Here is a 25,200-nt window from a genome sequence, read left to right as displayed (position 1 = left end):
AAACAAGCTGATTATGTAATCAGCTTGTTTTTTTATAATCTATAATTTCTTAGTTATTGATTGTCCAAGAGATATAATATAACTGACCTATTTTTCCTGATCCAGGAGCTACGTAATATTCTTTTCCAAATAAATTTGTTCCTCCAACTTTAATTCTAGATTTAATTGACGGAATTCTATAGTTTAATTGTGCATCTATTACTGTTCTTTCAGCAACATTTCCTTTAACAAACGTCGACACCCATCTATACTCATCTTGCCATCTTGCATTTACTCCAAAACCAAAATTATTAAAAAGGTTTTCGTTACCAAACTGTGCCTTTACTGTATGTTTTGGTGTATTAAAATTAGGTTCAAATAAACCATAATCTTTATCTTCATATTTAAAGTCTATAAAGTTATAGTTTAGACCAAAATCAAAATCACTAAATAGCTTTGTATGCATTCCAAAACCAAAACCATATGATTCTACTTGTGAGTTACTATTAGTTGTTATTGTAAAGTCTCTTACTAATCCTGCGCTAAATGCTTGGTTTGCTTCCTCGTCTAGTATAACTACACCATCTCTAATAAACCCATTCTTATTTTGTGGTTCTTCTAACTCAGCTTCTGTAGCTTTTCTATTTCCATAAGGATACACTTTTCCTGCATTAGGTACAGTAACATCTTGGAAAAATACAAAGTTATCATGTGTACTGTAAAAAGCATTTATATCTACATCTACATTTGTTTCGTTGTTTAAACGAAACATACTTCTGTACCCTAACTCTATTGTTTTTACTACTTCAGGTACTAGCTCATCATATTGAGATTCTATATAAGTATCTCCATTATATGTTGCTTGGTCATAATAAACACTTCTAGTTAATAATGAATTATTAAGAATCTCATCTCCTGTAACTGTTCTAGTGTCATAAACATAATTATTTTGTTGATTATCCCATCTTATAAAGTAACTATCTGGATAAGAAATACGTCTTAAGTTATCTCCAATTGCTCCTACATTAGTTTTTACTTGAGAATCAAAAAACATATATTGTTCTTGTATACTTGGGTTACGGAAACCTGTTTGATACGATGCTCTTAAAACATGATTTTTCTCTTCCCCTAAAGCATAATTTACGGCTAATCTTGGAGAGTAATTTCCTTCAAAATTATCAGACTTATCATAACGAATAGACCCTGTTAATTTTAATCTTTCTTCAAAAAATTTCTTTTGGATTTGTGTGTATACACCAAATTCTTCTATACTAACTTCCTCTTTTTTATCATTAAAAAGTGTTCCTTTAGATTTTGGATTATACTCACGATAAGAAGCTCCTACTTGTACATCTGCCCATTCATTTAATAATCTTTTAAAGTTATAATTACCATCTAAATGAGTGTAAGAGCTTTTTTCATAAAGTCTACTTCCTCCATCAGATATTAATGTACCTGTTATTCTATTAAACTCTCTATTAAACTCATTAGTACCTGGTACTAACCTATCTCTATCAGCATATGCTCTTGCTTCTTCTAATGATTTCCCTTGTACATATCTTTGATCATAAAATTCATCTGTATAAACTCCCATTGATTTAACAGCTTCGTTTAAAGTGCTTCCTGTTCTTGTTAAATCATAAGAGTTACCAGAATTATTTCCTGTGTAATATCCTCTTACATAAAAATCGTTCCCTTTTACTTCTAATTTATGTTGTCCAATATAATAATCACGCTGAGCTAATCTACTTGTTCCTTGAAAAAGATTATCACGTAATGATAATCTTGAAGTAAGTTGAATTTCTAACGATTCGTCTTTAAAAGGTCTGAAATATAAAGACCCTGAAAATCTAGCGTTTTTCGATTTAAAATTATTTCTAACTAGTTCTGCTTCTGTATATCCAGTTCTTCTTAAAAGAGTACCCCAAGCAATATTATCACTATCATAAAAGTTTAAGTCACGAAAACTCTCATCTCCGTAGGTGTTCACTCCATTATAATTAACAGTTGAACTTATTGTTCCATCTATCAACTCATTGGTATCAATCTCTTTATTTCTTAGATCATTAGCATGCCATTCTTCAGCTTCATAGTATGAAAAGTTAACTTTAGCAGCAAAAACATCATTAAACTTGTATCCCATTCTTACGGCAACATCATAAAAAGGATTATTTCCTCCTGCTTCTTGACTCATATAACCACTTTTAAACATAGTAGTTATTCCTGTGTGATCAAAAGGGTTTTTAGTATTCATAAGCATAATACCATTATAGGCATTGGCTCCATATAACGCTGAAGATGCTCCTGGTAAAATTTCAACACTTTGGATATCTAATTCAGAAACTCCCGAAAAATTCCCTGTGCTATAACTCAATGCTTGAGCTGCTGTATCCATTCCGTCAATCATTTGAACAAAACGTGTGTTAGCAAAATCAGCAAAACCTCTTGTGTTTATTGATTTGAATCCATAGCTACCTTCTCTAGAGTTAATTCCTTTTAAATTTGTTAATCCATCATAAAAAGAATTAGATGTGTTCTTTCTTATATCAGCAAGACCTAATCTTTCTACCGTTACTGGTGATTCAATAATTCTTTCTGGAACCCTTGAGGCAGAAATAATTACTTGATCTAATAAAAGGTTTTCTTTTAAAACTACGTTTACCTTTTTTTCAAAAGATATAACCGATACTTCTTCTGTCTTAAAACCAAAAGCAGAAACTATTAACGTTTGAGGTAATTTATTACTTGATAAAACGATTGTAAAGTTCCCTTCTTCATCCGAAACTGCAAATTTTTTACCACTTGTAATTTTTGCATTGTAAAATGGCTCTAAATATTCATCGTATACAGAACCTGATATTTTTACCTGCGCATAACTTGTTATAGCAGCTAAGGTAAAAACAATCATTACTAATTGTTTTTTTAACATTTTAAATTTAATTGATTTTTATTCTTCTAATGAAAAGTTTATTGGAAAACCGTACTTTACAGGTACACGCTTCCCTTTATTTTTACCTGGTTCAAAGCGTGGTAGCTTAGATACTACCCTTCTTGCTTCTTCATTAAGGATTTCTCCTCCATCAGGACCAAGGGTTTTAATATTTGTTACATAACCATCTCTATCGATTATAAATCGAATCCATACTTCTCCTTCAATATGATTTCTCACTGCTTCTCCTGGATAGCGGAAATGTTTATTAATATGCTTAACCATTTCTAAGTTGAAACAGTCAAGTCTTTCTTTTTTCTTTGCGTTTTTACACTTATCAAAAGAGGGTACTTTCTCCACGTAATAAAGCTTTTGTGCTTTCGATAACTCTTCTTTTGATAATTTTTCAGTAATTCTTGTTAAATTATCTTTATAATCTATCTCTTTAACCTCTTTTGTTTTTTCTATTTTTACTTCTTCTGAAGCTGAAAAATCACTAACATTTAAAGTACTAACTGAGCTTATAGCTTGGACCTTTTGCTTCTTAACAATTCTTTTTTTTAGATACCTTTTACTTGCTGAAATTTTAACTTTAATCTGCATGTCAGCTTTTTTCTTTGAGTTTTTTACAGGCTCAATAGTACATTTTGTTATACTATTAACATCCAACACAGATTCATCAGGAGATTCACATACTTCCTGCTGAGCATAAAAATTAAAAAAAGATAACAAAAAAACCACTAAAAGATACTTTCTCATATAAACAACTATATAATTAATAGACATAGAGTATTCTATGAATTAAATATGGTTCCGGGGAATGGAAATGGGCGGCAAAAGTAAGTGTTTTTTTAAAACTATTTAAACTTTTAAAAAAAGAATCTGAAAAAAATCAGATTCTTTTTTTAACTCTTTTTCAGTAACTTACCCACTTATTTATTTCCTAACATCAATAGTTCATTACAAACTACTTCAGTTACATAACGTTTATTCCCTTCTTTATCTTCAAAAGAACGAGAAGTCAATTTACCTTCAATCATTACTTCTTTACCTTTTTCTAAGTACTTCTCAATAATTTCTGCTGTTTTATTCCATGCAACCACGTTATGCCATTGCGTATCTGTAACCTTTTCTCCTTGATTATTTTTATACGTTTCATTAGTTGCTATAGCAAATTTTGCTAGCTTCTTTCCACTTTCAAGGGTAATAATTTCTGGGTTATTTCCTAAATTTCCAATTAACTGTACTCTGTTTTTTAATGCGTTCATAATAGTGTTTTTTAATATTAAACAGTTAAGACCTTGTCATTCAAACGAATTGACACTGCAAAGATGAAACAACATGCAAATTAAAAACGGTTAGTAAACATTTGTTTTCGTTTGTAATTGAATGTAATCGTTTAAATATTTTTTACTATCTTTAAAATCATTGCATATTTCTGTAAAATGAAGATTAGAAAACTTACTATAAACGACCTTGAAAGCTTACAAAACATTAGTATACAAACATTTTCTGAAACTTTTTCTTCTGAAAACAGTACTGAAAATATTACTAATTATTTAGAAAACTCTTTTTCAACAAAAAGATTAAGAGCTGAATTGAATGATTTAAATTCCCATTTTTATTTTGCTGAAATCGACAATCAGGTATGTGGTTATTTAAAAATTAATATAGGAAAAGCTCAAACAGAAATACAAAATGAAAATGCTCTGGAAATAGAGCGGATTTACGTACTGAAAGAATTTCAAGGAATGAAAGTTGGACAAGTACTCTTTGAAAAAGCAACAAAAATTGCCAAAGAAAAACATGTAGATTTTATATGGTTAGGTGTTTGGGAAAATAATCACAAAGCAATACAATTTTACCGGAAAAACGGATTCGTTGCATTCGACAAACATGTTTTTAGGTTAGGAAACGATGAACAAACTGACATTATGATGAAACTTAAGATAAACTAACGATATGAAATTTTATTTAGAAACCGAGCGCTTAATTTTAAGAGAGTTCAGAGAAAGTGAAACTGAGGGAATATTTGAGTTAGACTCAAACGCTGAAGTTCACAAATATTTAGGAAACAATCCAATTACTACCTATAAACAAGCAGAAAATATCATAACATTTTTTGAAGAACAGTATAAAGAAAGAGGTATAGGAAGATTTGCTGCTTTTGAAAAAGAATCAGGAGAATTCATAGGATGGTCAGGATTGAAACTCAATACAGGAGAAGAAGAAGAATTAAATGGATTTACTGATTTTTTAGATATTGGTTATCGTTTAATTCCGCGTTTTTGGGGTAAAGGATACGCTTCTGAATCAGCTTTTGCTTGTTTAGACTTCGGCTTTAAAGAAATGAATTATGATATTATTTATGGTGCCGCTGATGTAGAGAATATTGGTTCTAACAAAGTTCTACAAAAGATAGGCTTACAATTTGTAAATGAATTTGGTTATAAAGGAGTAGATGTTAACTGGTACAAACTTAAAAAATCAGCTTATGGAAAATAAAAATTGTTTGGAGTGTGGTGAAAAGGTAATCGGAAGAATTGATAAAAAATTCTGTTCCGATTACTGCCGAAACGCCTTTAATAATAAAGTTAATAAAGAAAGTAAAAACCTTATACGAAATACTAATAATCGTTTACGAAAAAACTATAAAATTCTTTCCGAGTTAAACATTTCTGGTAAAACTAAAGTAACACGTCGAAAACTATTTGATAGAGGTTTCGACTTTAAATTCATCACATCTCTCTACACCACAAAAACAGGGAACTCCTATTTTTACGTATATGATCAAGGATATTTAGAGTTGGAAAATGAAATGTTTTTATTAGTTAAACAAGATTAACTATTCCATGTATTCCCTTTTAGCTTCATTGCTGCAATTAATACATCTTTTTGGCTAATTTGACCAACTAATTTCCCGTTTTCTACAATAGGAAAACGTCTTCTACGAGATTGTAAAAACTTATTAGCTGCATCTAAGATGTTCATATTTCCATCAATCGTTTCTACTTCTTTAACCATAGCTCTACCTACAGTACTATTTTCCATTGGCAAATTATAATATCTACTTTCTGAAATCTGTTTTATACAATCTCCTTCAGAAATAATACCTACCAATTCATTTTTATCATTCACAACTGGGCCTCCTGATATTTTATTATTAATCAATATGTTTATAACTTCTTCAATCGGTTGCTCTTCTTTAAATGTAATTAACTTCTTGGTCATATAATCTGACACCAAAATTGGCACCTTCTCTTCTTGAGGTGTATTTGACCTCTTCCCTTGAAAACTTTTAATAGCCATAATAATAAAATTTGCTATTAAATATACTGAATTTTAATCGATTATACATTTTATAAATTAAAGAATAAAATTACCTATTTTTATATGGGATAAAATTAAACTATGAAGACATCAAGAAATTACCTCGCAGTAATTGTTATCATTTTAACAGTTTATTGGAGCTTTAAAGACATAACACCTAGTGTATCATCTCCTAAAACGAAGATTAAAACCACAGATTTTTCTATAGATAATGCACTATATCATCTAAAAAACATTTCTCAAAAGCCACATTATACAGGTTCTACTGAGCATACAGAAGTTCAAAACTACCTTGTAGAAGAATTAAAAAAATTAGGGATAGAACCAGAAATTCAATATCAAACTGCTATTAATAAAAAATGGAGAGCTGCTACCACGACAGAAAATATCCTAGCTAGAATTAAAGGAACTGAAAATAGTAAAGCTTTACTGCTTTTAACACATTACGATTCCAATCCACACTCTTCGTTAGGTGCAAGTGACGCAGGTTCTGGAGTGGTAACTATTCTAGAAGGTATCAGAGCTTACTTAGCTGCTAATAAAATTCCAAAAAATGACATTATAATCCTTTTTTCAGATGCTGAAGAATTAGGGCTGTTGGGTGCACAAGCATTTGCAGAAAATCATCCTTGGGCTAAAGACGTTGGGTTAGTTTTAAATTTTGAAGCTCGTGGTAGCGGAGGCTCAAGCTACATGTTGATGGAAACCAACGGTAAAAACAAAAAGCTGTTAACTGAATTTTTAAATGCAAATCCTAATTATCCTGCTGCTAACTCATTAATGTATGGAGTATACAAAAAGCTCCCTAATGATACTGATTTAACGGTTTTTAGAGAAAAAGGGAACATCAATGGATTTAATTTTGCATTTATTGATGATCATTTTGATTATCATACCGAACAAGATTCATATGAAAGATTGAATAGGGAAACCCTATTACATCAAGCAGATTATTTAACAACTACTTTAAATTATTTCGCAAACGCAGACCTTACTAACTTGAATAGTAATGTAGATTATATTTACGTGAATTTCCCCTTCATGAAGCTTTTAAACTATCCTTTTTCTTGGGTTTTACCAATGTTAATTATTGCTTTTTTACTATTTATAACTTTAATTCTTGTAGGAATTTATCGAAAAAAGTTAACAATTATTGGACTGCTTAAAGGATTTATTCCATACATCATTTCATTAGTAATTTGTATAGGAATATCGTATAGTTTATGGCGATTGTTATTAATTATACACCCTCAATATACTGACATGTTACATGGATTTACCTATAATGGTTATCAGTATATTGTTGCCTTCGTATTTTTAAACCTCTGGCTTATTTTTAAAATTTACAACAACTTAAAAGAGGCTAAAACAACCGATTTATTAATAGCTCCTATCACTTTTGGATTACTTTTAAACTATATTATATATATAAATTTACCTGGTGCAGGCTTTTTAATTATTCCAGTATATATAGCATTATTTATTTTAGCTATTCAACTTTTTATGAATATTAGAAAGGAATCTAAAGCTACTTTATTTGCTATTATATCAATTCCAACAATATATATCATTGCTCCTATGGTGGAGTTATTTCCTGTAGCATTGGGGTTGAAAACATTATTTATCTCTGCTATTCTTTTAGTATTACTTTTTGGCTTTGCACTACCTATTTTTTACCAAGAAAAACAAAAAAATGGTTGGCAAACTTTAGCTGGATTAGTCTCTCTAGTTTTCTTCATCATCGCAACTTTTAACAGCGGTTTTTCGATAGATAAAAGAAAACCTAACAGTTTAGTTTTTATTCAAAATTCAGATACAAACACTTCTTATTGGGCTAGTCATAATAAAACTTTAGATGGTTATACCAAACAGTTTTTTAATGAAGACTCTCCTCAAGGAGGCACAGGTTTAATTGCAGGAAATAGCAAATACAACACTCCCTTTAATTACTATACAAAAGCAGAAAATAAAAACATAAACATCTCAAACATAACAATTAATCAAGATACTATAATTGATAGCCACAGACATGTATCACTTACCATTACACCTACTAGAAAGATTGACAGGTATGAGTTAGTTGCTAACACTAAAATAAAATTGGATGATTTTACAATTAACGGGGTTTTGTACGATTCTGGTAATGCTTTTAGCACCGAAAAAGGAACGCTATTAGTGTATCAAATGGCTAATACAGACAAAGCCTTGACTCTTTCTTTTACTATTGATAAAAACATAAAACCAGACATCATTTTAAATGAAATATCAAATGATTTATTATCAAACCCTAAGTTTACTATAAAACCTAGAAGTGAAGTAATGATGCCAATGCCATTTGTTATTAATGATGCTATTATTTGCACTAGAAAACTTCAATTATAAAACAAAAAAGCTCAACGTTAACGTTGAGCTTTTTACTTCAATATATTTTATTTTAATCGATATGAGAAACACGTAAGGTATTTACCATTCCTTTTGCTTCAACAGGCATTGAAGATAAGTTAATCATAAAATCTCCTGATTTTACAAATCCTTTCTCCTTAGCAATTTCATTAATATCTTCAATAGTGTCATCAGTACTTAATTCTCTATTATAGAAATAAGCTCTAACTCCCCATAATAAATTCAATTTTCCTAAAATTCTTTTTTCTGAAGAGAATGCTAACACATGAGATTTAGGTCTCCAAGCTGAAATTTGAAACGCTGTGTATCCACTGTTTGTTAGTGTTGATATCGCTGCAGCATTAATATCGTCAGCCATTTGGGCTGCGTGATGACATACCGATTTTGTGATAAATCTATTCGTTCTGATATGAGGTGGTTCTTGAGGAACTTTAATCAAATCTGAAAACTCAACACTTCCAATAATTTCGGTCATTTTTTGTATTACTCTTACTGGGTGTTTCCCTACCGAAGTTTCTCCTGAAAGCATTACAGCATCAGCTCCATCCATAATAGAATTGGCTACGTCATTTACCTCTGCTCTTGTTGGTACTGGATTTTCTATCATCGTTTCCATCATCTGTGTTGCAATAATCACAGGAATTCTAGCTTGTTTAGCTCTTAACACTAGACTTTTTTGGATTAAAGGTACATCTTGCATTGGTACTTCAACTCCTAAATCACCACGTGCTACCATTAATCCATCACAATAAGGAATTAGCGCATCTATATTTTCAACAGCTTCTGGTTTTTCAATTTTTGCTATCACAGGAACTCTATAGCGAGATTTTTGTTTAATCAAATCTCGTAAAATACGTAAATCTTCAGGTGTTCTAACAAACGAAAGTGCTATCCAATCAACTTCTTGCTCTAAAGCGAAAACAACATCTTTTTTGTCTTTTTCAGTTAACGCTGGTAGCGAAATCTTGGTATTAGGTAAATTAACTCCTTTTTTTGATTTTAAAACACCTCCAACTACTACTTTGGTAACAACTTCTGTATCTTTATCTGTAGCAATTACTTCAAACATCAGCTTTCCATCATCAACCAAAATCTTCTCTCCTACTTTCACATCTTTAGGAAACTGCTGATAAGTCATAAAAGCCTTTTCTTGCGTTCCTTCACATTTCTCAGTAGTAAAAATAAAGGTGTCTCCTGCCTTTAACTCAACTCCTTCTTCCATTACCCCTACTCTAAGCTTTGGGCCTTGCAAATCTGCTAAAATGGCTACATTATACCCTCTTTCTTCATTAATTTCTCGTATTTGTTGAATACGTTCTCTTACTACATCGTAATCTGCATGTGAAAAGTTAATTCTAAAAACATTTACTCCAGCAGCTGCCATATCAGCTAAAATTTCTTTTGTACTAGTTGCTGGTCCTAATGTTGCTACAATTTTTGTTTTCTTGTTGTGTGGCATATAATTTAAAAAATTAAGAAGTCTTTCGACTTTAATGTGTTTACCTCTATTTGATATGAGGTTATAATTTGTGGGATTTGATTGATTTTTTCAATAGTTTTTACAATTGATTCATAATCAAATCCGCCTTCTAGTTTCAAAAAAAAATCAACCTTTTTTTTCTCTGGTATCAAGTGACTTATAGAATCACTTTGCTCAAAAAGACTTATAGATACTTCTTTACGAATTGATTTATATACATTAGAAATTAAAAACCACTTTTGACATAGTTTCATATTTCTATACTCATACACGGCAAATGAAGATTTGTTATTTCTTTGAACAAAATCTAAATCGTAATTCGTTCTATTGAACTTAACCTGCAAATATTGATTTAATAAATATGCTAACTTGTATTCATTCAGAATGGTATGAATACCTATCAATGTATAATCATCGTTAGAAAACTCATCAATATTCAACTCATAAACTGGCATAAAAACAATAATTTGCTTTTTGCTAAATTAATGAATGTATCTAAAATAGCATGTAAAATTTGTGAAAACGTTTAAGTCTAAGTGTTAAGAATCTGACATTTGATTTTGCATAGCATAGTACACTCTTTTGGCTGCAATTTCCTCTGCTTTCTTTTTTGAAGTAGATCTTCCTTTTGCTATAATATTACCATCTATACTAACACGTACACTGAAGTATTTTTTGCTTTGATTTCCTGAATCTTCATACGATTCAAATTTATACTTCTTCTTCTTTTTTTGGCACCATTCTATAACAAAACCTTTATAACTAGATATTTTTCCTTCTAGTCTTTCAATATCAACATACGGCATTATTACTTGTTCGTAGATAAACTGGTGGCAATAGTTATATCCTCTGTCTAGATAAATAGCACCAATTAAGGCTTCAAATATATTACCATGGATGTTACTACTAACATGCTCTTTTGAAATGTTGCTTTTTATGAATCGAACTAAATCAAGATCTTTCCCTAAGCTATTCAAATGTTCTCTACTTACGATCTTTGAACGCATTTGAGTTAAATACCCTTCGTCTCCATCGGGTACTTTTTTAAACAAATACGATGCAATTACTGTACCTAAAATAGCATCACCCAAAAACTCTAGTCGCTCATAGTTAACAGGATTCCCTTTACTATCGGTCAGCTTTAAAGATCTATGCGTAAATGCTTTTTCATAATAAGATAACTTAATTGGTTTAAAATTAAGTAATTCTTTTAATTCGTAGTAGAAAGCTTCGTCTTCTATATTTTGGGGTTTGACGATTCTACGAAAAAAATTCATAAAAAATTAATCTAGTTTTCTAAAGGCTACACAAGCATTATGACCACCAAAACCAAATGTATTACTCATCGCAACCTTAATCTCTCTTTTTTGAGCTTTATTTAATGTTAAATTTAACTCTGGATTGATGTTTTCATCAACATTGGTGTGATTAATCGTTGGGGGAACAATACCATGCTCCATGGCTAATAAAGAAGCAATCGCTTCAATAGCACCAGCAGCACCTAACAAATGTCCTGTCATGGACTTTGTTGAATTGATATTAATGTTTTTAGCATGATCTCCAAAAACTTCAGAGATCGCTTTTAATTCTGCAACATCTCCTAGGGGGGTTGAAGTACCGTGAGTGTTGATATGGTCTACGTCTTCTGGTTTTATTCCAGCATTTTCAAGACAGTTCTTCATTACTGCAATTACACCTATTCCATCAGGATGAGGTGCTGTCATGTGGTAGGCATCAGAAGACAACCCTCCACCAATAACTTCAGCATAAATTTTTGCTCCTCGAGCTTTGGCATGTTCGTATTCTTCTAATACAATAGCTCCTGCTCCTTCCCCTAAAACGAAACCATCACGTTCAGCATCAAAAGGTCTTGAAGCTGTTTCTGGGCTCTCGTTTCTAGTAGACAAAGCATGCATTGCATTAAAACCTCCCATACCAGCAATTGTAACAGCGGCTTCACTACCTCCAGTTACAACTACATCACAATGACCTAGTCTGATATAATTTAATGCGTCAATCATTGCATTTGCAGATGATGCACAAGCAGATACCGTAGTATAGTTAGGTCCCATGAATCCATTCTTAATAGAAATGTTTCCTGGTGCAATATCTGCAATCATCTTTGGAATAAAGAATGGGTTAAATTTTGGAGTACCATCACCTTTAGCATAGTTCAGTACTTCGTCTTGAAATGTTTCTAAACCTCCAATACCGGCTCCCCAAATAACACCTACTCTTAACTTGTTAACTTCGTCTAAATTTAACTTTGCATCAGCTATAGCCTCATCAGAAGCAACCATTGCATATTGAGTAAATCTATCCATTTTACGCGCTTCTTTTCTATTAATGAATTCAGTCGCGTCGAAGTTTTTAAGTTCACATGCGAAACGAGTCTTGAACTTGGCAGCATCAAAATACGTTATAGGTGCTGCTCCGCTAACTCCGTTAACTAAGCTATTCCAATACTCTTCTTTATTGTTTCCTATTGGCGTTAATGCGCCAAGTCCAGTTACTACAACTCGTTTTAATTGCATATAATCTTATTTTTTTGCGTCTTCAATATAGCTAATCGCTTGACCTACAGTACCAATGTTTTCTGCTTGATCATCTGGAATTTGAATATCAAATTCTTTTTCGAATTCCATGATTAACTCAACCGTATCTAAAGAATCTGCTCCTAAATCGTTTGTGAAGCTTGCTTCGTTAGTTACTTCGTTATCGTCTACTCCTAATTTGTCTACGATAATTGCTTTTACTCTTGATGCAATGTCTGACATAATTTGTTTGTTTTAAAATTTAAAATCGTGGCAAAAATACAAATCTTAGTTATTAATTCTAACTTTTGCTCAAAAATGTGATGTCTAAATTAAAAAAAATACCTGAATATTTTACTACAAATACCATCATTGTTAATAATTATTCTTTTTTTTGTAGTAACATAACTACTGAAATTTAACATGAAACGCATCGTGATTTTAGCCTCTGGGTCAGGCAGTAACGCAGAAAACATTATTAAATACTTTCAATCAACTCAAACTGCAATTGTTACTCATGTGCTGTCTAACAATGAAAAAGCTAAAGTTTTTGATCGTTGTGAAAAATTAGGTGTAGATGCTTCTTTATTCGACAAAGAAAGCTTTACAAAAGACGATACAGTACTTAATTTTTTACAGGTAGAAGCAGATTTTGTCGTTTTAGCGGGGTTTTTATGGCGAGTTCCGGCAAAAATCATAGAAGCTTTCCCTAATAAAATTATCAATATCCACCCTGCACTATTACCAAAATATGGAGGAAAAGGGATGTATGGGATGCATGTACACAAGGCTGTAAAAGAAAATAAAGAGCCTGAAACAGGAATCACTATTCACTATGTGAATGAGAATTACGATGAAGGGGCTATTATTTTTCAAGCAAAAACTTCAATTTCTTCTGAAGACACTCCTGAAACCATTGCTCAGAAAGTTCATAAATTAGAATATGAGCACTTTCCGAAGGTAATTGAAGAGGTTATTTTACAAAATGAGTAAAAAGAAAAAATACTACGTCGTTTGGAAAGGTAAAAAAACAGGTGTTTTTTCATCTTGGGATGCATGTAAAAAACAAATTGACGGTTTTACTGGAGCTCAATACAAAGCTTTTGCTGATAAAAAAGAGGCTGAAATTGCTTTTAGCAAAAGTTATAACGAATACAAAGGTAAAGACACCAAAAAACCTACCTTATCAGCTACAGAAAAGGCTAAATATGGAACTCCTATTTTAGAAAGCATTTCGGTTGATGCTGCTTGTTCAGGAAATCCAGGATTGATGGAATACAGAGGTGTTTTAACTCATAGCAAAAAAGAAATTTTTAAAATGGGACCTTTTAAAAATGGAACCAATAACATAGGTGAGTTTTTAGCTTTAGTTCATGGTATTGCCTTATTGAAAAGCAAAAAAATGGACTTATACCCTATTTATTCTGACTCAAAAATAGCTATGGGATGGGTTAAACAAAAACAATGCAGAACGAATATTGTTTTTGACAGTTCTAATAAAGAAATTCTAGACTTAATTAAACGTGCAGAAAACTGGCTACAACAAAACTCTTATAAAAACCCTCTTTTAAAATGGGAAACTAAGGCTTGGGGAGAAATTCCCGCTGATTTTGGAAGAAAATAAAAAACCGAGTAAAAATTTACTCGGTTTCATTATATATCTTAGTTCAAATACTAACTTACTTAATAGCCATTTTAGTTTCTTCTTTCCAAGTTTGTACACTTGCTATAGCATTATCTTTAAAGTCGATTTCTTTTAAACCGTCTTCTTTCCACATAAACCATTTCCCTACTTTCTTTCCAGCTTCATAATGACCTATGGCAGTTTTATTTCCTTTTTCATCAAAAGAAGTCCAGGTGCCTTCTAATTTTTTATTCTTGAAGAAACCTTGCTCTTTAATTTTTCCGTCTTTGTAAAAGTAAGTCGCTTTCACTAAGTCTCCAGCTTTTTCAAACTTTGGCTCTACTTCTTGAGCTTGTAATAATGATACTGACAAAATACAAGCAGCTATTATTAATTTCTTCATATCTAAAATTTTTTAAAGTTAATACCTGACTCTACAAATATAATAAAATTTTACATATTTGAAACATTTAGATAACATTAAATTAACATTAAAACACATAAATAACTGATTATAAAGAAAAAACTACTTTTAAATAGTTTATGTTTACATAACATTGATCTAAATTTACATAACATTAACCTTAAAAAATACATTATGGCTGTAATGAAAGTTATTGAAATCTTAGCAAATTCTGAGAAAAATTGGGAAGATGCTACGAGAAAAGCAATTAAACAAGCTTCAAAATCTATAAAAGGAATCAAATCTGCATTTGTGCAATCACAAAGTGTTGTGGTAAACGATGATGAGATTACAGAGTTTAGAGTAAATCTAAAAGTAACTTTTGAAGTTAACTAACTAATTACTTCTTACGGTTTTGATAATTATCAAAACCGTATATTTTTGTAAACTAACAAATAATTCTATGAATAATACACATTACTTTTTTTTAGGCTTAATAGCATTAATCCATATTTATATAGTTGTTTTAGAAATGTTTTTATGGGTAAAACCTAAAGGTATCAAGACTTTTGGATTAAAATCAAAAGAGTTTGCCGAAGAAACTAAAGTTCTTGCCGCAAACCAAGGTTTATACAACGGTTTTATTGTCGCAGGTTTAATTTGGGCAATAGTATCTCAAAAAACTGATGTAGCCATCTTTTTTATTAGTTGTGTTTTTGTAGCTGGACTTTACGGTGCTTATTCCACAAAAAAACCTCGTATTTTTGTCATCCAGTCTATACCAGCTATAGTAGCATTCATTAGCATGATGCTTTAACAACAAACAAACTACTGCTATAAATCATTTATTAATAACTTAAACTACCATACCAATTATGGAACAGTACATTGAAAAATTAAAAGAACTCACCATCGATTATGCTCCAAAAGTTTTAACCGCATTAGCCATTTTAATTGTTGGTTTATTGGCTATTCGTTTTATCGTTAGAGCTTCAAAAAAGGTAATGCAAAAACAGGGATTAGATGTTACGCTGCAAAAATTTTTAGGAGACTTGTTTAGCTGGTCTTTAAAAGCTTTACTATTTGTTACAGTTATTTCAAAGCTTGGTGTTGCTACCACCTCTTTTGCCGCCATAATTGGTGCTGCTGGATTAGCCGTTGGTTTGGCCCTTCAAGGTTCATTATCAAACTTTGCTGGTGGGGCTTTAATTATGGTTTTTAAACCTTTTAAAATTGGAGATCTTATAGAAGCCCAAGGAGTAACTGGGGTTGTAAAAGAAATACAAATTTTTACTACCCATGTAAATACTCCAGGAAACAAATTAGCCATTATACCTAACGGAGCTTTATCTAATGGAAACATCATCAATTATACTGCAGAAGGAAAGTTACGTGTAGACTTAACTTTTGGCGTTTCTTATGATGCAGACATTAAACAAACAAAAGAAGTATTAATGGAAGTTTTAACTTCAAATCCAAAAGTATTAAAAGAACCAGCCCCTACAGTTAACGTATCTGAATTGGCTGATAGTTCAGTAAACTTTGCTGTTAGACCTTGGGCTAACACTACAGATTACTGGGACGTTTATTTTAAAACTACAGAAAATATAAAATTAGCTTTAGACAAAGCTGGAATTGAAATCCCTTATCCTCATTCTGTGGAAATACAAAAACAAGGTTAACGTTTTTTTTCAGGCGTTACCACAAAATCTTTTAAGTAAAAAGGTTCAAAATAAGCGACATCTTCGATGTCGTTTTTTTTGTATTTATCAAAACTTAATTGTGACATTTCTTTTGCCGATGGATATTTAGCATCTAAAAACACTGCATTCTCATGCGTAATTATTTCTTTACATTTCTCAGCTCCATCCCCTAAAAAATACACTTTCCCTTTTTGTAAATATTCTTGAAATGAATTTTCATCAATAATTTCAGCTTTAATTTCTCTTACTTGTTTATAGTTTGTGTCATACACAGCCGAATACACTTCCATACGGCGAGCATCTAACATCGGTACAATTACACCTTCCTCAGCAGTAAGTTGATGCGCTAATGATTGTAAAGTTTCAATTGAAATTAATGGCTTATCAAAAGAAAAGCACAACCCTTTGGCTGCTGAAACACCTATACGCAAACCAGTATAAGACCCTGGACCTTTACTTACAGCAACTGCATCAATCTGATTATTTGAAACATTTGCTTCTTCAAGTACTTTTTGAATAAATGGATGTAACTTTTCTGCATGAGAATAATTACCGTCATTCAATTCTTGTATCGCTAAAGTTTTTCCATCTTTAGCTAAACTAACCGAGCAGTTTTTTGTTGCTGTTTCTATATTTAAGATTGTTGCCAAACTGAAATTTATTTTTGGCAAAGATACATTTTATATAAAGTTTTATAAAAGTGTTTAACCATTTCTCTATTCTCATAAAGAAAAACCCCATTAGCAAAAAGTCTAACGAGGTTCTTCCAACAATAAATATTTCTTTTTGATTAATCTACTACTGATTCTCCGTAGTAAAATTTCAATACTTTTGTTTTAAATACATAATCGTACTTTGCTCTAATCATGGCTCCTTCTGCATTCACCAAACGATTGCGTACTTGGTCAAAATCAAACTGAGTCATAGACCCATAATCATAGCTTACTTGTGCATTTTTGAAGGCTTCTTGTTGTGCTTCTAAAGATATTTGAGCTGCTTCAAAAGCTTTAGCTGCTGCTTTAGCATCTAAAAAAGCTTGCTCGATAGTTTGCTGTAATTTTAATTTTTCATTTTCCAATGCCAATTCAGATTGCTCTTTATTAATCATCGATTTGGCTACTCTATTTTTTGTTTGAAAACGATTAAATATAGGAATGTTAAGAGATAAACCTAAACCGTATCCCATATTATCTTTTATCTGTTTGAAAAGATATGTGTTTGAAAAAGCATCGTTAAAAAAATGTTGGTATGAACTTCCTGCACTAGCATCAAAAGACAATGTAGGTAAATAGGCTCCTTTCGCTATCTTTATACCAAAATCGGCATTTTCAACACTTACCTCTGCCTTTGCTATTTCTGCTCTAGTAGTCATCGCTTTATTGAAAACAACATCTGAACTGTTATATAATAATGATACTGATGGCGTATCAACCTCAATCTTAGCTACATCAAAGTTTTCAGATGAAACTTGTAATAATTGAGATAAACTTAATAGAGATAAATCTAAATTATTTTGTTGTGTTATTACGTTTTGTGCATCAGTAGCTGCTGTAGATTGAACATTCAATAAATCTCCTTTAGGTATTGCTCCGCCTTCAAACTGAGCCTTGGCTCTTTCTATTTGTTTTTTACTAATTTCTGCTTGTACTTCTGCTACATTTAAATTTTCTTTAGCAAACAAAACATTTAGGTAGGTATTAACAACATTAAGTGTTATGTCATTCTCAATTACCTCTAAATCTAATTCGCTTCCTTTAATTCCTAATTTGGCTTGTTTATAAGTATTTAAATTTCTAAAACCATTAAATAATGTAGTAGACGATCTTAAACTACCACTTAATCTAAAGTTGTCTGCAGAAACCCTTGTTCCATTTTGCCCTATCGAAGAACCAAAGTTTAAAGAACTGTTACCTGAAGCACTTAAGTCTGGTAAAAAGTTCCCTTTGGCAATTTCAGCATCTTTTTCTGCTAGTTGTACATTTAAACGATTTTGTTTAACTGTAATATTATTTTTTATAGCGTAATCTACACACTCTTTAAGGGTCCATTGTTTTTGAGAAAAAACAGCTACAGAAGTAAGTATAGCCGTAAATAATGCAATTTTTGTCTTCAAAAGATGAATATTTTTTTGTTTAAAATTATTAGCTAATTGATATTTCAAAAACGAAATATATTGCTTTTCTGTTAATTAGAAAAACCATTAACAGTTTAACAAACACTGTATAAAACAGCTAATTATTTGTAACTGCGCTTATATGACGAATAAAAATACTATATGTTACAAAAAAATATTTCTATTTGTAGATTTTAACTATTTGCTTTCTTTTTGTGGCGATAGATAAAATAGAATAGTACTCCTACTAAAATATAAGGAAACACCATTAAATAAGTAATTCCATTGTTCACCCCTTCAGCGATAGTTTCATTACCTCCTTCAACTACAGCCTTACACATAGCACATTGTGCTGAAGCTTTTGATGAAAAACCGATAAATAACAGATATAATAAAAACTTTTTACGCATAATAAGGCGATATCATTAAATACACAACTACTCCTGTCACCGCTACATATAACCATAAAGGAAATGTAATTTTAGCTATTTTTTTATGCTCAGGAAAATTTCCTAACCTTGCTCTCATAAATGTAATTAACACAAATGGGATAATTACAATAGACAATAAAATATGCGTTATTAAAATAAATAAATACACATATTTAATTATTCCTTCTCCTCCAAACTTAGTAGAATCAGATGTCATATGATATGCAACATACATTACCAAAAACAATGCTGAACATACAATTGCTGTTGTATTTAGCTGTTCGTGTAATTTTCTTTTACCATTTTTAATTGATATAACCGAAGCTACTAATAAAACCGCTGTTAATCCATTTATACTTGCATATATTGGAGGTAAAAAAGACAATGGTTCTACATTAGGGATTCTTATTCCAAATAAAGCAGCTACTGCTATAGGTATAACAATAGATACAATCGTAATAAACTTTTTATATTTTTTCTCGTCTGTACTCATTGATTATTCTTTCAATAATAACTTAATATCTTCTTTTAATTCTTGAATTTGATTCCCGAAATTATGTTCATCTAATGCACGGTAATACATAATTGGATTGCCATGTTCGTCATAACGAGAACGGATGTATCCATCTTTATCTACCAAGGCAAATAACCCTGAATGCTCAAATCCTCCATGACTTACCTCTCCTTTACCAACATATAATTTGAATCCGTTATTTGATAAATCATATACCACATCTTCAGACTTACCTGTCAATAAATGCCAGTTTTTATGATTAATTCCATTATCTTTAGCATATTCTTTTAGCTGAGTTGGAGTATCAATATCTGGGGTAATAGAGAACGAAGCTATTCCAAAATTTGGATTCCCCATAAATTCATTTTGAATCTCTACCATCTGCTTATTCATTAATGGGCAAATTGTAGGGCAAGTAGCAAAAAAGAATTCAACCACATACACTTTGTCTTCATAATCTTTATTAGTTATGGTTTTTCCATTTTGATCTACAAACTCAAAGACAGGAACTTTATTAAACTTATGCAAATTAGCAGTTTGAAAATGTGCTATAATTTTAGGAATAGCATAAATACCAAAAAGTAATACTATAAATGAAATACCTACGTATGAATAATTTTGTTTTTTCATAATTCAACTATTCTAAATTTCTCTATCAGCGTTATTCTTTTTTAATGCCAAACGATACTCTGCTAATACAACTTTTACATCATCTTTCATTTTATTGTTAAGATTTGCTACAGATTGCATATCGTATCCAAATAATTTACCATCTGCACTATCTTCGTCATCTGTTCGTCCTCTTAAGTTAACATCTTTGTCAATTATGAAGGCTTTTGATGAGTGCAAATTAGTATCTAATGACTGGTTTGTATTGAAGCTATTATATAACATGGTTATTTCTTGCTCATCAGCAAAAACAAAACTCCATTTCACCATATTAGTATAAGCTCCTATTTCTTTTTGAAGCTTTTGTACATCCGCTTCTACTTCATTTGGAGCAATTACAATAAGTTGAAAATCTTTAAATCCATAAAAAGGCTTGTATATTTTTTCATTAAGATTAAACAACTCTCCTTTAACTTCTCCTACTTTAGTTCCTAAAAAAGTAACAATTGTTATTCTATTATCAAATTGATGCTCGTTACTAATTGAAGAAACGTTAATTACATTTTTGGTGAGTACTGGTAATTTTGCAAAATTATTAATTCCTAATGACAAAAATATATAAAACAACAATGGCACTATAAATAGTGCGAACAATACAATATATTTTTTTGGTATACTCATTTTATTATAAGTTGAATACAAAAAGAGGTGGTTTAACACCACCTCTTTTCTTTATTTTAATATTACTACCATTTTACTAATGGTGATAGTGTATCGTATAAGTAACCACCTTCTATTAACACTAAGGTTACTAAATAGCAAATTAAGAATACTGCTGTCCAAACAACTGAGCGTCTAAACCAAGTTTTCTCGCCTTCTAAGTGCATAAAAGACCAAGCTATATAATATGCTTTAACTAAGGTTAAGATAATAAATATCCAGTTTAATATATGAGTTCCTAAAAAGTCATTAAAAACTAATACTCCTGGTCTTATAATACCTAAAGCAACCTCTACCGTTGTTACTATTGTTAAGATTGCTAAAACAATCCAAATTCTTTTTGTATTTGATTCGTGTGCGTGACCCATTTTTACTATTGTTTTTTGATTATACTAAGTAGAAGAAGGTAAATACAAATACCCAAACTAAATCTACAAAGTGCCAATATAAACCTACTTTTTCTACCATTTCGTAGTGTCCTCTACGCTCGTACGTACCTAACACAACATTAAAGAAAATGATAATATTGATTACGATTCCTGAAAATACGTGGAAACCGTGGAAACCAGTAATAAAGAAGAAGAAATCTGCAAAAATTGGGTTCCCATATTCGTTTACATGTAAGTTTGCCCCTTCAACTACCATTTTAGCTTTTGCTAATTGAGCTAAACTTTCTTCTCTTGATAAGATTGTTTTTTTCTTAGTATCAGGACTTAATTGCTCTGTTCTGATTAATAAAGAAGGATCGTTTTTAAATGCTTCTTGAACTTGTGCTACTGAGTATTGAGAAATAGTTCCTTCTTTTTCGAACCATAATCCATTTTCTCTTTGGTGCTCAACTCTACCGTCTTTTCTTTCATTATGCACAAAATCTGCTAAAGCTATTTGATGACCATCTTTAACAAATTGTAAGATATGATTATCAGTAGTTTTTACAGCTCCATAAGAACCTCCAATAAAATTTTTCCACTCCCATGCTTGTGATCCAACGAAAATAATACCGAAAATAATAGTTGCAAACATATACCAAGCAACCTTTTTTTGTTGCATTTTATGACCTGCATCTACCGCTAACACCATAGTTACTGATGATACAATTAAAATAAATGTCATTAATGCTACATAATACATTGGTGCGTGTACACCGTGTAACCCTGGAAAGTGTGTAAATACCTCATCGGCAATTGGCCAAGAGTCAATAAATTTAAAACGTGTTAAACCATACGCCGCTAAAAAGCCAGAAAAAGTTAATGCATCTGATAAGATGAAAAACCACATCATCATTTTACCATAACTAGCTCCAAATGGCTTAGCGCCACCTCCGCCCCAGGCTTCTTTTTTGTCAGAATTTACAGCAATATTTGCTCCCATAAATCTCTTTTTGTTAATTTTTGTTAAATCAGTGCGCCAAAATTACGCATTTTTCATCATCTAATAAAATAGAAAAAGAAAAATAGATAAATCCACAATACATCTACGAAATGCCAGAAGATTGCACCCAGTTCAAACCCAAGCATATCGGCTGATGAATATTTCTTTTTAAAATGATTATAAATAACAACCAATAACACAATTACTCCTGCTAAAAGGTGTAAAACGTGCATAAAAGTTATTCCTATTATAAAAGATGTAGACACAGTACTCTCTGGTCCTGTAAAATACAACCCTGCATCTTTCAACTCATTAAACCCTATATATTGATACAACACAAAGCCCAACCCTAGTACTAAGGTAAGCAACAATAGGATAAATGAGCCTTGTAAATTATCTTTCTTTAATAATTTTTGTGAAAAAAACAGTGCAACGCTACTTAAAACAATTAACACTGTGCTCACATAGAACGCTTGAGGTAAATCGAACGTAATCCAATCTTCACGATTCATACTTACTACATAAGCACTTGTAAGTCCTGCAAAAAACATAACCATACTAATCATGGCAATCCATAACATTGGTTTTGCCGATTTACGTTTGGCTACTTTTAACTCCTCTTGTATATTTTGTTCACTCATTAATGTAAAAATTTATCAACCACATATATTATGGGTACAATTGTAATATAAAAAACACTTGCTAACATTAGTTTACGCGCATCTGTGTTCTTTTCTGTTTTGTATAATAGTATTCCGTAATACAACATCAATACTCCTAATAGTAATATAATAACCGCTGTTAATGGATGTATATAAAAATTACCAGTTACTTTTAATACAGGCGCTATTGACATCAAAATCATAATGCAGGTATAAAAAATAATTTGCACCACTGCCCCTTTGTCTTTTTTATCCATGGGTAACATATGCAACCCTGCTTTATTATATTCTTCAAACTGTAACCAACCTATTGCCCAAAAGTGTGGAAACTGCCAAAAAAACTGAATCATAAATAAAAATCCAGCTTCAATACCAAACTTGCCTGTTGCTGCTACCCAACCTAACATAAAAGGAATAGCACCAGGAATGGCTCCTACAAAAACAGCCAAGGGTGTTACTGCTTTTAACGGTGTATAAGCGCTCGTATATAAAAAGATAGAAATTGCCCCAAACAATGCACACTTAGGATCAATTGCATATAAAATAGCAATTCCTCCAATAGTAAATAGTGTTGCAATTATTAAAGCTGTCGTATTTGACATCCTTCCTGAAGGTAACGGGCGATTTTTTGTTCGTTGCATCACCGCGTCTATATCTTTTTCAATTACCTGATTAAATGCATTTGAAGCACCTACCATTAAATACCCTCCTAAAGCTAATAATAAAACTGTAGTATAATTAATAGTATCGGCTCCTAATAAGTATCCTGTTATAGAAGTAAAAACCACACTAACAGATAATCCTACTTTCGTTAATTGTTTAAAGTCTTTAATAACTGTCTTAATCGAGGTCTTTTTATGTACAGATGAAACGGAATTCACTTCTATTTTTAAAAAATTTTTGCAAAGATATTTTATTCTTATTGAACCACCATAAATTTTTACTGGAATTAAAATTTGAAAAAAAATGAAAAAAATAAAAAACTGCTTTGTAATTAAAAAAATGGTGTTATATTTGCACCCGCATTCACAGCAATGCACGTTCATTAAAATAATAAATGACTACGCGAAAGTAGCTCAGGGGTAGAGCATCACCTTGCCAAGGTGAGGGTCGCGGGTTCAAATCCCGTCTTTCGCTCAAGCCTTTTTTAAAGAGAGTATGCTGAAGTGGTGGAATTGGTAGACACGTTGGACTTAAAATCCAATGAGCCGTAATGCTCGTGCGGGTTCAAGTCCCGCCTTCAGTACTAAGCCTCACTTTTATTAGTGAGGCTTATTTTTAAAAGTAGTCATTTAACAATATAAACGCAGAAGTGGTGGAATTGGTAGACACGTTGGACTTAAAATCCAATGAGCCGTAATGCTCGTGCGGGTTCAAGTCCCGCCTTCTGTACTAAAGCCTTAACAAATTTGTTAAGGCTTTTTTGTTTTTATCTCCTTTCATTACTCTATAAACCTTAGCAAAACAAGCCTTCTACAATTTTAAGAAAGTTAATGTACATTTGTAATCGATCTTTAAACAAGATTACTTCAATACATCAATGAAAAAACAACAATTGCAAGAAACTAAAGAATTTCTTCAAAATAAAGGCATTACAAATCCAGAAATTGGAATTGTTTTAGGAACAGGATTAGGCAAATTAGTTAATGAAATTGCTATTGAACAAGAAGTAGCATATGCAGAAATTCCACATTTCCCTCAAGCTACAGTAGAATTTCATTCAGGAAAATTGATTTACGGAATCTTATCTGGAAAAAAAGTACTGGTAATGTCTGGTCGTTTTCATATGTACGAAGGCTACAACTTATGGGAAGTAACCTACGGAATTAGAACCATGCACGCTTTAGGAATTAACACTTTATTGGTTTCAAATGCCGCTGGTGCCATCAATCTTTCTTATAAAAAAGGAGATATCATGCTAATTGATGACCATCTAAACTTACAAGGAAGTTCTCCTTTAGCATTTAAAGGAGCTAACCAATTCGGAAATATTTTCGCCGACATGCTAGAACCGTATTCTAAAAAATTGAATGCTAAATTGAAAGAAATTGCCCAAACAAACAATATCGATTTAAAAGAAGGTGTTTATGCTAGTGTTGTAGGACCTCAATTAGAAACTAGAGCTGAATACCGAATGTTGCAAATATTAGAAGTTGATGCTGTAGGAATGAGTACCGTTCCTGAAGTCATTGTAGCCAAACAACTCAACATTCCCTGTGCTGCAGTTTCGGTATTAACCGACGAATGTGACCCTAAAAATTTACACCCTGTAGATATTAGTGAAATTATTGAAATTGCTGGTAAAACTGAACCGAAAATGATTACACTCTTTAAAGGATTAATTGATAAATTATAGCACTACAGGTACTTTCACAATTTCACCAATCAGAATCCG

Annotated in this window: 30 protein-coding genes and 3 tRNA genes; 13 read left to right on the top strand and 20 right to left on the bottom strand. The window is 31.4% G+C overall.

From position 1 onward, the window contains the following. Positions 1 to 49: 49 nt before the first annotated feature. The 3 genes from ACQY6M_RS10240 to ACQY6M_RS10230 all read right to left on the bottom strand — a co-directional run bounded on the left by ACQY6M_RS10240 (position 50) and on the right by ACQY6M_RS10230 (position 4,176). On the bottom strand, positions 50 to 2,908 hold the full coding sequence (locus ACQY6M_RS10240; protein WP_428741505.1) for a TonB-dependent receptor domain-containing protein: 2,859 nt from the start codon (positions 2,906 to 2,908) through the stop codon (positions 50 to 52). An 18-nt stretch (positions 2,909 to 2,926) separates the two neighbouring features. Beyond that, entirely contained in the window at positions 2,927 to 3,694 is a 768-nt protein-coding gene (locus tag ACQY6M_RS10235) for an energy transducer TonB (RefSeq protein ID WP_428741506.1), read from the bottom strand. A 146-nt stretch (positions 3,695 to 3,840) separates the two neighbouring features. Continuing rightward, positions 3,841 to 4,176, bottom strand: a complete 336-nt coding sequence (locus ACQY6M_RS10230; RefSeq protein WP_408034523.1) for a single-stranded DNA-binding protein — start codon at positions 4,174 to 4,176, stop codon at positions 3,841 to 3,843. Positions 4,177 to 4,353: 177 nt separating this feature from the next. On the opposite strand from ACQY6M_RS10230, the gene ACQY6M_RS10225 reads away from it, so the two are divergent. Genes ACQY6M_RS10225 through ACQY6M_RS10215 form a run of 3 tightly spaced genes read left to right on the top strand, consistent with a single transcriptional unit; the run spans position 4,354 to position 5,753 of the window. Then, complete coding sequence (locus ACQY6M_RS10225) at positions 4,354 to 4,866, top strand: GNAT family N-acetyltransferase (RefSeq protein WP_428741507.1); 513 nt, start codon at positions 4,354 to 4,356, stop codon at positions 4,864 to 4,866. Between the two features lie 4 nt (positions 4,867 to 4,870). Further along, complete coding sequence (locus tag ACQY6M_RS10220; RefSeq protein ID WP_428741508.1) at positions 4,871 to 5,413, top strand: GNAT family N-acetyltransferase; 543 nt, start codon at positions 4,871 to 4,873, stop codon at positions 5,411 to 5,413. Next, on the top strand, positions 5,403 to 5,753 hold the full coding sequence (locus tag ACQY6M_RS10215) for a hypothetical protein (RefSeq protein WP_428741509.1): 351 nt from the start codon (positions 5,403 to 5,405) through the stop codon (positions 5,751 to 5,753). The genes ACQY6M_RS10220 and ACQY6M_RS10215 overlap by 11 nt, the downstream gene beginning before the upstream one ends. On the opposite strand, the gene ACQY6M_RS10210 is transcribed toward ACQY6M_RS10215, so the two are convergent. Then, positions 5,750 to 6,217: a CBS domain-containing protein gene (locus ACQY6M_RS10210; RefSeq protein ID WP_428741510.1), complete on the bottom strand. Its 468-nt coding sequence runs from the start codon at positions 6,215 to 6,217 to the stop codon at positions 5,750 to 5,752. The two genes, ACQY6M_RS10215 and ACQY6M_RS10210, sit on opposite strands and share 4 nt — an antisense overlap. Positions 6,218 to 6,319: 102 nt before the next feature. Between ACQY6M_RS10210 and ACQY6M_RS10205 the strand changes: the two genes are divergently transcribed. After that, positions 6,320 to 8,620, top strand: a complete 2,301-nt coding sequence (locus tag ACQY6M_RS10205; RefSeq protein ID WP_428741511.1) for a M28 family peptidase — start codon at positions 6,320 to 6,322, stop codon at positions 8,618 to 8,620. A gap of 52 nt (positions 8,621 to 8,672) precedes the next feature. Here ACQY6M_RS10205 and pyk read toward each other — a convergent pair whose 3' ends face one another. The 5 genes from pyk to ACQY6M_RS10180 all read right to left on the bottom strand — a co-directional run bounded on the left by pyk (position 8,673) and on the right by ACQY6M_RS10180 (position 12,898). Further along, the gene (pyk, locus tag ACQY6M_RS10200; protein ID WP_428741512.1) at positions 8,673 to 10,100 is read right to left on the bottom strand and encodes a pyruvate kinase; all 1,428 of its coding nucleotides are present in this window, start codon (positions 10,098 to 10,100) and stop codon (positions 8,673 to 8,675) included. Positions 10,101 to 10,105: 5 nt separating this feature from the next. Beyond that, entirely contained in the window at positions 10,106 to 10,576 is a 471-nt protein-coding gene (locus tag ACQY6M_RS10195) for an IPExxxVDY family protein (RefSeq protein WP_428741513.1), read from the bottom strand. Between the two features lie 84 nt (positions 10,577 to 10,660). Then, positions 10,661 to 11,398, bottom strand: coding sequence for a ribonuclease III (gene rnc, locus ACQY6M_RS10190; protein ID WP_428741514.1), 738 nt, complete (start codon positions 11,396 to 11,398; stop codon positions 10,661 to 10,663). 6 nt (positions 11,399 to 11,404) lie between these two features. Further along, complete coding sequence (gene fabF / locus ACQY6M_RS10185) at positions 11,405 to 12,655, bottom strand: beta-ketoacyl-ACP synthase II (protein ID WP_428741515.1); 1,251 nt, start codon at positions 12,653 to 12,655, stop codon at positions 11,405 to 11,407. A gap of 6 nt (positions 12,656 to 12,661) precedes the next feature. Then, entirely contained in the window at positions 12,662 to 12,898 is a 237-nt protein-coding gene (locus tag ACQY6M_RS10180) for an acyl carrier protein (RefSeq protein ID WP_028891431.1), read from the bottom strand. Positions 12,899 to 13,078: 180 nt separating this feature from the next. On the opposite strand from ACQY6M_RS10180, the gene purN reads away from it, so the two are divergent. Beyond that, complete coding sequence (gene purN, locus ACQY6M_RS10175) at positions 13,079 to 13,648, top strand: phosphoribosylglycinamide formyltransferase (RefSeq protein WP_428741516.1); 570 nt, start codon at positions 13,079 to 13,081, stop codon at positions 13,646 to 13,648. Continuing rightward, positions 13,641 to 14,279, top strand: a complete 639-nt coding sequence (locus ACQY6M_RS10170) for a viroplasmin family protein (protein ID WP_428741517.1) — start codon at positions 13,641 to 13,643, stop codon at positions 14,277 to 14,279. The genes purN and ACQY6M_RS10170 overlap by 8 nt, the downstream gene beginning before the upstream one ends. Before the next feature lie 55 nt (positions 14,280 to 14,334). Here the strand turns inward: ACQY6M_RS10170 and ACQY6M_RS10165 are convergent, their stop codons facing one another. Continuing rightward, the gene (locus ACQY6M_RS10165) at positions 14,335 to 14,682 is read right to left on the bottom strand and encodes a toxin-antitoxin system YwqK family antitoxin (RefSeq protein WP_428741518.1); all 348 of its coding nucleotides are present in this window, start codon (positions 14,680 to 14,682) and stop codon (positions 14,335 to 14,337) included. Positions 14,683 to 14,877: 195 nt separating this feature from the next. On the opposite strand from ACQY6M_RS10165, the gene ACQY6M_RS10160 reads away from it, so the two are divergent. The 3 genes from ACQY6M_RS10160 to ACQY6M_RS10150 all read left to right on the top strand — a co-directional run bounded on the left by ACQY6M_RS10160 (position 14,878) and on the right by ACQY6M_RS10150 (position 16,364). Continuing rightward, positions 14,878 to 15,078, top strand: coding sequence for a dodecin family protein (locus ACQY6M_RS10160; protein WP_428741519.1), 201 nt, complete (start codon positions 14,878 to 14,880; stop codon positions 15,076 to 15,078). A 67-nt stretch (positions 15,079 to 15,145) separates the two neighbouring features. Then, complete coding sequence (locus ACQY6M_RS10155) at positions 15,146 to 15,499, top strand: DUF1304 domain-containing protein (RefSeq protein ID WP_428741520.1); 354 nt, start codon at positions 15,146 to 15,148, stop codon at positions 15,497 to 15,499. A gap of 58 nt (positions 15,500 to 15,557) precedes the next feature. Then, the gene (locus tag ACQY6M_RS10150) at positions 15,558 to 16,364 is read left to right on the top strand and encodes a mechanosensitive ion channel family protein (protein WP_428741521.1); all 807 of its coding nucleotides are present in this window, start codon (positions 15,558 to 15,560) and stop codon (positions 16,362 to 16,364) included. On the opposite strand, the gene tsaB is transcribed toward ACQY6M_RS10150, so the two are convergent. From tsaB to cyoE, 10 genes are all read right to left on the bottom strand, one after another. Then, the gene (gene tsaB / locus ACQY6M_RS10145; protein ID WP_428741522.1) at positions 16,361 to 17,035 is read right to left on the bottom strand and encodes a tRNA (adenosine(37)-N6)-threonylcarbamoyltransferase complex dimerization subunit type 1 TsaB; all 675 of its coding nucleotides are present in this window, start codon (positions 17,033 to 17,035) and stop codon (positions 16,361 to 16,363) included. The two genes, ACQY6M_RS10150 and tsaB, sit on opposite strands and share 4 nt — an antisense overlap. A gap of 140 nt (positions 17,036 to 17,175) precedes the next feature. Next, positions 17,176 to 18,498, bottom strand: a complete 1,323-nt coding sequence (locus ACQY6M_RS10140) for a TolC family protein (RefSeq protein WP_428741523.1) — start codon at positions 18,496 to 18,498, stop codon at positions 17,176 to 17,178. 194 nt (positions 18,499 to 18,692) lie between these two features. After that, positions 18,693 to 18,908, bottom strand: a complete 216-nt coding sequence (locus ACQY6M_RS10135; RefSeq protein WP_428741524.1) for a hypothetical protein — start codon at positions 18,906 to 18,908, stop codon at positions 18,693 to 18,695. Beyond that, the gene (locus ACQY6M_RS10130; protein WP_428741525.1) at positions 18,901 to 19,422 is read right to left on the bottom strand and encodes a DUF420 domain-containing protein; all 522 of its coding nucleotides are present in this window, start codon (positions 19,420 to 19,422) and stop codon (positions 18,901 to 18,903) included. Before ACQY6M_RS10130 ends, ACQY6M_RS10135 begins: the two co-directional genes overlap by 8 nt. A 3-nt stretch (positions 19,423 to 19,425) precedes the next feature. Then, positions 19,426 to 20,073, bottom strand: coding sequence for an SCO family protein (locus ACQY6M_RS10125; RefSeq protein WP_428741526.1), 648 nt, complete (start codon positions 20,071 to 20,073; stop codon positions 19,426 to 19,428). A gap of 12 nt (positions 20,074 to 20,085) precedes the next feature. Beyond that, positions 20,086 to 20,733, bottom strand: a complete 648-nt coding sequence (locus ACQY6M_RS10120) for a hypothetical protein (protein ID WP_428741527.1) — start codon at positions 20,731 to 20,733, stop codon at positions 20,086 to 20,088. Between the two features lie 65 nt (positions 20,734 to 20,798). Further along, a complete protein-coding gene (locus tag ACQY6M_RS10115) occupies positions 20,799 to 21,140 on the bottom strand; it encodes a cytochrome C oxidase subunit IV family protein (protein ID WP_428741528.1) in 342 nt (113 codons plus the stop codon). Positions 21,141 to 21,159: 19 nt separating this feature from the next. After that, the gene (locus ACQY6M_RS10110; protein ID WP_428741529.1) at positions 21,160 to 22,143 is read right to left on the bottom strand and encodes a cytochrome c oxidase subunit 3; all 984 of its coding nucleotides are present in this window, start codon (positions 22,141 to 22,143) and stop codon (positions 21,160 to 21,162) included. Between the two features lie 56 nt (positions 22,144 to 22,199). After that, positions 22,200 to 22,784 (bottom strand): cytochrome c oxidase subunit 3, encoded by a 585-nt coding sequence (locus ACQY6M_RS10105; protein ID WP_428741530.1) that lies wholly within the window; start codon positions 22,782 to 22,784, stop codon positions 22,200 to 22,202. Further along, positions 22,784 to 23,686: a heme o synthase gene (cyoE, locus tag ACQY6M_RS10100; RefSeq protein WP_428741531.1), complete on the bottom strand. Its 903-nt coding sequence runs from the start codon at positions 23,684 to 23,686 to the stop codon at positions 22,784 to 22,786. The genes ACQY6M_RS10105 and cyoE overlap by 1 nt, the downstream gene beginning before the upstream one ends. A 184-nt stretch (positions 23,687 to 23,870) precedes the next feature. On the opposite strand from cyoE, the gene ACQY6M_RS10095 reads away from it, so the two are divergent. From ACQY6M_RS10095 to ACQY6M_RS10080, 4 genes are all read left to right on the top strand, one after another. After that, positions 23,871 to 23,942 (top strand) — tRNA-Gly (locus ACQY6M_RS10095). Positions 23,943 to 23,965: 23 nt separating this feature from the next. Further along, a tRNA-Leu gene (locus ACQY6M_RS10090) sits at positions 23,966 to 24,051 on the top strand. A 60-nt stretch (positions 24,052 to 24,111) separates the two neighbouring features. Beyond that, positions 24,112 to 24,197, top strand: a tRNA-Leu gene (locus tag ACQY6M_RS10085). 148 nt (positions 24,198 to 24,345) lie between these two features. Beyond that, positions 24,346 to 25,161 carry a purine-nucleoside phosphorylase gene (locus tag ACQY6M_RS10080; protein ID WP_428741532.1) on the top strand — a complete coding sequence of 272 codons (816 nt, stop codon included), beginning with the start codon at positions 24,346 to 24,348 and terminating at the stop codon, positions 25,159 to 25,161. Positions 25,162 to 25,200: the final 39 nt, after the last annotated feature.

Origin of the sequence: Tenacibaculum sp., from assembly GCF_050290165.1 — a bacterium.
Lineage (GTDB): Bacteria > Bacteroidota > Bacteroidia > Flavobacteriales > Flavobacteriaceae > Polaribacter.
The sequence above is the reverse complement of the archived record's forward strand: the minus strand, read 5'-3'. Positions and strand labels throughout refer to the sequence as shown.